The organism is Blautia sp. DFI.6.71 (assembly GCF_020593585.1).
GTDB classification, from domain to species: domain Bacteria; phylum Bacillota; class Clostridia; order Lachnospirales; family Lachnospiraceae; genus Blautia_A; species Blautia_A wexlerae.
Genome location: NZ_JAJDMJ010000086.1, coordinates 1 through 8,188, shown reverse-complemented (window position 1 = coordinate 8,188; position 8,188 = coordinate 1). Strand labels below are relative to the sequence as shown.

8 protein-coding genes and 1 pseudogene are annotated in these 8,188 nt (G+C 40.3%); 2 read left to right on the top strand and 7 right to left on the bottom strand.

Annotated features, from left to right (window positions below):
* Positions 1-115: 115 nt before the first annotated feature.
* Complete coding sequence (locus tag LJE12_RS18870; protein ID WP_020993826.1) at positions 116-466, bottom strand: class I mannose-6-phosphate isomerase; 351 nt, start codon at positions 464-466, stop codon at positions 116-118.
* Between the two features lie 113 nt (positions 467-579).
* On the opposite strand from LJE12_RS18870, the gene LJE12_RS18865 reads away from it, so the two are divergent.
* Positions 580-1,038, top strand: coding sequence for an NAD(P)-dependent oxidoreductase (locus LJE12_RS18865; protein ID WP_049896266.1), 459 nt, complete (start codon positions 580-582; stop codon positions 1,036-1,038).
* Positions 1,039-1,328: 290 nt separating this feature from the next.
* Here LJE12_RS18865 and gloA2 read toward each other — a convergent pair whose 3' ends face one another.
* The 6 genes and pseudogenes from gloA2 to LJE12_RS20845 all read right to left on the bottom strand — a co-directional run.
* Positions 1,329-1,712 carry an SMU1112c/YaeR family gloxylase I-like metalloprotein gene (gene gloA2 / locus LJE12_RS18860; RefSeq protein WP_008704394.1) on the bottom strand — a complete coding sequence of 128 codons (384 nt, stop codon included), beginning with the start codon at positions 1,710-1,712 and terminating at the stop codon, positions 1,329-1,331.
* A gap of 207 nt (positions 1,713-1,919) precedes the next feature.
* Positions 1,920-2,759: a hypothetical protein gene (locus tag LJE12_RS18855; RefSeq protein ID WP_118409696.1), complete on the bottom strand. Its 840-nt coding sequence runs from the start codon at positions 2,757-2,759 to the stop codon at positions 1,920-1,922.
* A 533-nt stretch (positions 2,760-3,292) separates the two neighbouring features.
* Entirely contained in the window at positions 3,293-4,273 is a 981-nt protein-coding gene (locus LJE12_RS18850) for a Shedu anti-phage system protein SduA domain-containing protein (protein ID WP_055060743.1), read from the bottom strand.
* 17 nt (positions 4,274-4,290) lie between these two features.
* Entirely contained in the window at positions 4,291-5,112 is an 822-nt protein-coding gene (locus LJE12_RS18845; RefSeq protein WP_055060744.1) for an Rpn family recombination-promoting nuclease/putative transposase, read from the bottom strand.
* A 207-nt stretch (positions 5,113-5,319) separates the two neighbouring features.
* Positions 5,320-5,844, bottom strand: coding sequence for a Shedu anti-phage system protein SduA domain-containing protein (locus LJE12_RS20850; protein WP_227227116.1), 525 nt, complete (start codon positions 5,842-5,844; stop codon positions 5,320-5,322).
* Positions 5,842-6,489, bottom strand: a pseudogene (locus LJE12_RS20845) (nucleotidyltransferase); the annotation flags it as partial. The pseudogene LJE12_RS20845 and the gene LJE12_RS20850, both read right to left, overlap by 3 nt.
* Before the next feature lie 329 nt (positions 6,490-6,818).
* Here LJE12_RS20845 and LJE12_RS18830 point away from each other — a divergent pair.
* On the top strand, positions 6,819-8,188 hold a 1,370-nt coding region (locus LJE12_RS18830), incomplete at its 3' end, for an MATE family efflux transporter (RefSeq protein WP_227292361.1).

Genomic DNA, 8,188 nt, shown 5'->3' with positions numbered 1-8,188 from the left:
GGATAAAATCTGACGATTTTCCTTAAGTTGACGGTAAATTGACCACATTGGGGTCTGACCCCAATGTTCAGCAATACCCACACGGTCACAATCCGAATCAGTTACCAACAACAGGTCAGCGTTGCACTTCCTGGCATACTCCATTGATAAGCATCCGGTATACTTCAAAATATTTGCAGCGTATCAACAGCTCCGATGCCATCCCCGGACGGTACTTCAGAACCCGCAGCGGCTGTCTCGGCTCTGCACTGCCGTGAAGATCTGCCACATCCAACGCCTTGTCGATATGCAGTTCTCTTTTCTTCCCGTCCTTTCCTATGCGGTCGTAATCATACAGCCGATAGGTCAGGTTCGAGCTTTCCTGGATTTCTGCAACGAGCGCACCTGCCCCAATGGCATGGATCGTGCCTGCAGGGATAAAAAACAGGTCATCCTTGTGAATAGGTACATTCTGCAGATACTTCATCACCGTGCCCTGTCTTTCTTATCAGTTGTATTTTCTATCTTATTTACCGCTCCAGCTCAAACTTCTGCTTATCGTGAACGTTGATATCCGCGCCCAGCTGTACTTCAATCGGAATGAAAGTGATCGCATACGATCCTTATATAAATGAGACTGCTGCTCAGGAGCTAAATGTAACACCTGTTACTTTAGAACAGCTTCTCAAAGATAGCGATCTTATCTCTGTTCATTGCCCACTTACAAAAGATACTTACCATCTTATCGGGAAAGAAGAAATGACATTATTAAAACCAAACGCTATTCTTGTGAATACAGCTCGTGGCGGAATCATCGACGAGGCCGCTCTTATCGAAGCACTGCAAAACGGCAAGATTTCTGGTGCCGGAGTAGATGTATTTGAAAACGAACCAGTTACTCCAGAACATCCATTACTCCATATGGATAATGTAATCGCAACTCCACATAGCGCATGGTATAGCGAAACTGCAATTCATACATTGCAAAGAAAAGTAGCCGAAGAAGTAGTTAATGTATTAAATGGTAATCCTCCTTTTAATTGCGTAAATATGAAATAATTGAAGCAAGCGTCTCGTAACTAGGTAATCATTCGTATATTAACATCTTATAAAAGCCATCTGATACTGTTCTTGGCTGTCTGCCAGATTCTCTATCAGATGGCTTAGTATTATTTTTTCAGTTTAGTACGGCAGTATTCCGGAAGATCCTCTGGTAGTGTAAAATAGTTTGTGTTTTTGGATTATAAAGTGCCACAGCACTTTCCATCTACTCTTTCAGGTTCTTTCCGGCATTGTATTCAGGCTTCAGCTTCTTCCGGCCACCGCCTGGTTTTCTTGTTTTCTTCATTTTACTCATGCAACTCCAACGGCAGTCCATCCGGGTCATGGAAGAAAGTCATCTTCTTGCCGGTGTAATCATCCATGCGGATTGGTTCACATTCAATCCCTACCTCCGCCAGCTCATTCACCGTCTGCTCCACGCTCTCCACACAAAATGCAAGGTGACGCAGCCCACAGGCCTCCGGGCGGTTCGCACGCTTCGGCGGGTTTTCTTCTGCAAAAATCTCCAGCTCTGTGTGCTCATTGACACGAAGATCTAGCTTCCAGTCCTTACGCTCTGGACGGTAGTTTTCCCTGATGACAGAGAATCCAAGCTTGTTCACATAAAAATCCTTAGCAACTTCGTAGTCAGATACGATGATTGCAATATGATGTATTTTTGATAAGTTCATTTTCTCACGCTCCACTTCTTTAAATTTTGTTCTTCTTTTATTTTCGTTATAAACTATACGGCAACCTTCAAAAAATACCGTGTGAACTCCTGAAGTTCAGTTTGTCCACACGGCATTTATTTTTCTTGGATTCTTGTTTATTTCAGTTTTTCAAGAATCTCGTCCGCACTCATACCGCCGGCTAATAATCTCTTAACCACACTCTCTTCATGGGGTCTGACCCCGCAGTGCTTTATTAATCCCGATTTTTTTGAACAAATCTTCTATCTTTATAATAGCTTGTTCTGTTTCAGCCTTTGTCATTGCAGATTGGGAAGCTTTCGCTTTGCGAAATTCTTCGATATTGTATGAATTCTCCTGTGTGCACATCTGCAGATACATATTGAGTAAACATAGTTCTTTCTCAGAAAAATCCTTTACTAATTTTCTCAATTCCGCATCAGAATATGAAGATATTGGTTTTGAATCTGTAGCTTCCTCATCATAGGAATCGTAAGAAAAATATTTATTTGTAACAGATATTACTTCATAAGAGAAAGAGGATTCCATACCAAGTTTAACCTGATAGTTTAATACAGTAGGGATTGTGCAATGTAAATATTTACTGGCTAATTCAACAGTAAAAGGAGTTCCTGATTCTTCACATTCCTGCTGAATTTTTTTGATTTTTTCCAGTTGATTAGCTAGATATGGAGTTGTATTATATTTTTTGAAACTTACGAAAATGCAAACAGCATGTTTTATAGAATAGCGAAAAAATGTAGTCGCTCTTCCGAGATCAGGATTAAATCTGGGCAAGTCTGCTAAAACTTCAACCCATAATGACTGATATAACTCCTGAAATTCGCATTTTTCGAGTGTACTACGATAACTGTAATACAGTTCATACATTATATAATTATTCAAATACTCATAAATCAACTTATCTGCTTTATCGCGACTTCTTTTATCAGATGCATTTCTTTTCATTTGTATATAAGAATATAATAAATATGCATCGAAATTTGGATTCGTCTTATATCTTTTGCGTTCAGAACTGTTCTTCATAAATTTATCCTTTCATATTTGCCATACATTATTTCATACTGCTATTCATAGGATTCTTTCCTGTGTATATATAAGTTCCTTAAGCATGGCATCAACAACAGATTTCGGACTGTAAACATGGCCAGTCCAAAAGAAGAATCCTTTCCTGGATTCAAATAAATTCCCATTCTTTATGGGGTCTGACCCCGAGAGTTTTTCCAAAAGTGCCGGATTTTCTATGCTAAGATGGAGGAGCCGGTTACTCCTCCATAACTTTTTATTCCTCAGCTAATCTTTCCTGGATATATGTAAGCTCCATCATCTTAGTTTTAATTTCTTCTTTATTGAGAAGTTTTGTCTTCATGGGGTCTGACCCCGAGAGTTTTTCTATCATCACAAAAGCGTATGGCAGCCGCCCACGCTTCAAAGGCATTTTCCATCAATACTGGTTTCATATCTTGCTTGTTCTTTTCTCTTCAAAAGACAGGTACCCATGTCAACGATGGGAGAAACACGTTCATCCTAACCGTTAACATGAGCGGTTCACTTGCTATTTAAAATGATTGAGCTGTTTCTAACTCGCAGGCTTTATCGTACAGATTATCATAATGCAAAGTCAGAATGTTTTGCTGGGTTACTTTGTTTCGACGATCACGATAAGTAGCTTCGTTGTAATCCTCACGCAAGCCTGCGACCACAGCGTAGTGGAAGCGGCTTGAATCATATTCTGAAAATTCCTTCGGAAGTGAGGATTTGTTGCTGTACTTGGTGATCGTTACAAACGATGCAGAAAAGTGTGCTTCGATTTCTGCTTTCCAATCATAAATTTGATAAGTACCTTTTCTAAAGGTTTCTCCCTCGTGTCCAGATTTCAAGGTTGTTCTTCCATTAGGGTGTTCAAGCTCGACAAATACAAACTCATATCCGCCAGAGCTTTTTCCTATCAACAAATAATCGGCAATGTACTTACCTAAAGCAAATTCCGGGAAGACATATGCATCGTGGTGACCAAAATTATAATACTTAAATACACCAGCAATAATATGATAAGCAGGTCTGTGATTAATAAAGCGAAGAACGTTTCTTTCGTTTGTATTTGCATCATGAATCAAGGCACAAAATTCTTCATTTAGTTGTTCCATATTACCTTCGTTCTGGAAATCAAACAACTCAATATGATTGTTAGGGAACAAACTATCATAGTGTCGAACTGCTGCTGGATACAATCGCCTATGATTTATCTTCCCAAATCCTCTGTCTCCGACAGCTTTTCTTTCAGTACACAAAATACCCTCATACAGTTGCATTTCCTGTTTGGTAGGAACGCTCTTTATATAGTCTCGTTTATATAAATTCATGATACTTCCTCGGATAATATCAAATAAAGCTTCCTCATGGGGTCTGACCCCGAGAGTTGTTCTTGCCAGTCTGGATGTACAGCTTGCCAGCAGCTCCTTAAATACTGCTTCGGCTTCAGCTTTCTTTGCTACTTCTCCGCAATCTGGGATGCATAGTTGTTCCACAAAACAAAACATTCGTTTTATGTCTTTTATTATGCACTTTTCTTTTCCAAAGCTATTTTTTCTACTTCTTCCAGAGTAAGCTCTGTGTACATTGCAATATCTTCATAATTAAGTTTACCATCTTCTATCATTAAACGAGCCATACGAATTGCTTTCATTTTTTCTGCTTCTCTTGCTGCTTCATTTCTCATATCTTCCATAGCTTTACACATAATTGCCACTCCTTTCTCATCTTCTTTAAAATAATGTACACGGTCAGCCAGCACTTCGTAGTACATATCTTTAGCATTGGTACATGTAAAATCATGCATAAGTTTTCCTAATGCTGTTTCATCTTTTATTTGAGAGTTTACATATATAATATGCGATTGGTCATTGAACATTTTTCCTGTTTCCCTAACGATACGATCCACATGATATATTGGAATATTCTCTCCTAACACATCATTTTCTGTGATAAAAACCACATACGTTTCATTTAAATTTTGATATTGTTCACCCGGTTCTGTCACATTTGCATCAATCAAGCTACTATTATATCTAGCTCTCTTCACACCTGCACCTTTATCATCTCTTTGAATTTCAATATTATACACCTGATTTTGTCGATCCACTGCGAGAATATCCAAACGAACAGAACGCCCTTGTAAGTTTTTTATTACATATTGACTGCTCACACTTGTAACTTTAAGATCATCTCGTTTTAGTATAATCTGCAATAAAAATTCCACACAATTCTTATCTTCAAATACTTTGCTCATAAAATCATCATCTAAAAGACGAAAGCCACGTAATCTTTGAAGGTCTTCTTCGTGCTTTTGCTCAAAATCAAATCTTTCTTCCTCATTCATTGGTAACACCTTCTTTTCTCAGCTTATCCACATCTTCTATACTACCATCTTAACATCAATACACCCCTATTACAAGGACTGTATCCGCACATATTTTACTTTCTCTTGGTCAGTTTATTCAGGTAATCCAGATTTGTGGATTTGATGCGTGCCTGTTACAATGAGATTTTTTCCTTAGATGATTTCCGGTAATCTGTCCAGCGTTTTTTATTGAACAGGATGATGTCCATGATATTCATCCAACTTACGCACAAAAGAATTCCACGAAGCTATCTCTAAATTATCTGCTGGTTTACATTTTACAATTTCGTGGCTTTCTTCAATTGACTTGTCTTCTCTTTCAACTCCACCTATAGCTATATATTTAACATCTATATCCTTCTGTGGGTCAACCAATAGGGTTTTTCGAGGACCCACTAAATAATTTCCACTATATTCCTCATTGATTGCTTTATCCTTATCTTCATGTATCTGGGTTCTGAATGAACTGTAATTTCTGTTTATGTATTCCATATGATTTTTTAATTGTGTAATTGCATCATTCATATGTACATTTAAACCCTGATAGTGATTGGCCTTAACAATTTTAAAATCTGCACCTTTGACTTCTACAATGCAGACTTTCATTTTTGATCTTGATGTCAGCACTACAAAATCTGCAATTTTATCTCCAATAGGATAATTAGAAAAGCAGATATATTCCTCATGCGGCTCCGCCAGATAATCTGCCATGCCATACCATGTATCATTTGTTTTCAGAACCTTCACAGATATCTTCCCATGCTCCAGCAGTTCACCGATGAAGATAGGAATCAGATATTCTGCCTTTAGTGGATTACCCGGCACTTCCTTCTCGAAGAATTCTTTGAATCCCTCTTCCAGCGTTGTAAGGAAATCAGGAGTTAAGCCCCACATATTCATGGAAACCAGAGAATCAACATCAACAGCCATTCCTTCTGCCTCTGCTCCAGCTGCGGTCTTTACAATGTTCTTCGTTTCCACGACCTCGGTCAGGTTGTAATCCTCATCCATCTTGCAGATACCGCGAGTCACGCCACCGTTATCAGACAGCGTGTTCTTCAGCACAAAACCTGCCATACAGGACTTGCCGCCATTCACCAGATACTCATGAACAGCCTTGAAACCTTCTTTGCCATAGTAATCATCTGCATTGATGACGATGAACGGGGTCTTGATGACCTTCTTCGCTGCAAGCACGGCCTGACCAGTTCCCCACGGCTTTGTACGGCCTTCCGGCAGAGTCCCCGGAATATCGTTAATGTCCTGGAAAGCATAATCCACCGGCTCTAACTGCTTGATTCCTGTTCCGAAGCGGCTGCCAATACCAGCTGCCATGATAAGTAATGTTGTTTTCATAATTCTCCTTTTCATACCTTGTAGCGCCCAATGTGCCTTCCACAAAATTTTATGTAGTTATTAGAGCAGCGCCAGTAGCCTATGCTCTCGTTTTCGTTTATAGTTTCTTTAGAGAAAAATCATTTCTTCTTCATGGGGTCTGACCCCGAGAGCCTGATTTCATGGGGTCTGACCCCGAGAGGCTATTCTCAATATCTTTTACAAGGACAATATCTCAAAAATCATAGCTTTTTCTGTCCATATCTGTTAAAATTGACAATGATTAATATACAGGGGCTGCTGCACATGCAAGTGCGGCAGTCCCTGTCGAATGGATGAGGAAAATTAAAATGAACGCAACAGCAAATCTTGGCAAGGCACCCGTACGCACTCTGGTACTCCAGCTTGCCATCCCTTCTATGACCGCGCAATTTGTCAATGTACTTTACAGTATTATTGACAGGATGTATATCGGACATATTTCCGAAAATGGCGCACTGGCTCTTGCAGGTGCAGGCATATGCGGTCCTATCGTTACACTTCTCACTTCTTTTGGCACCCTGGTAGGAATCGGAGGTTCCATTACCATGGGAATCCGAATGGGCGAAAAGAATCACAAAAAAGCAGAACAGGTACTGGCAAATTCTTTTCTGATGCTCAGTATTTTTTCTGTTCTGCTGACTGTCAGCTTTCTTCTGCTAAAAGATAAGCTGCTTATGTTGTTTGGCGCAAGTGGGGCTACTTTTCCCTTTGCCAATACCTACCTGACTATTTATACAACAGGTACCTTTTTCGCACTGATGGCTACAGGGCTTAATTACTTTATCAACTGTCAGGGATTCCCCCTTGTGGGAATGTTTACCGTACTGATCGGCGCAGGATGTAACATCCTGTCAGACCCGATTTTTATTTTTGGTTTTCATATGGGAATTTCCGGTGCTGCCATTGCAACCGTTATTTCGCAGATACTCTCCTGCATCTTTGCAATGACCTTCTTATTGGGAAAAAAGGTTCCTGTAAAGATTACCTTCGGACAGTACAACTTAAAAGTCATAAGGAAAATCCTTTCCCTGGGATTTTCTCCTTTTCTGATCCTGGCCACAGACAGCCTGATCCTGATCTTTATGAATACAGTGCTCCAGAAATATGGTGGTGCTTCCCAGGGCGATATGCTAATCACCTGTGCCACCATTGCTCAAAGCTATCTGCTTCTGATCACCTCACCTATGATCGGGATCAGCGGAGGTACACAGGCAATCCTGAGCTACAATTACGGTGCCAGATGCGTAAACAGGGTCAAGGACGCAGAAAGGAACATTCTGGGAGTAATGCTTATCTTTACCACCATCATGTTCCTTCTCTCCCGGTTTATTCCCCGGTACTTTGTTCTTCTGTTTACCACTGATCCACAGTATATCAGATTCTCTGTCTGGGTCATCCGTACCTATACACTGATGATCATTCCGCTAAGCTTCCAGTATGTCTTTGTAGACGGGCTGACTGCCCTGGAATGTCCAAAGACAGGACTTGCGCTCTCCGTTACCAGAAAATCTCTTTTTGTGATCAGTGCAGCTGTCCTGCCTTCTTTCTTTGGTGCAAAAGCGGCTTTTTTCGCAGAACCTGTTGCTGACGGAATCTCTTCTGTCCTCTCAACAATTGTATTCCTGCAAATTCTGCTCGAACGGTACGCCTATTCCGAAATCGGCGGTACATTCATTCT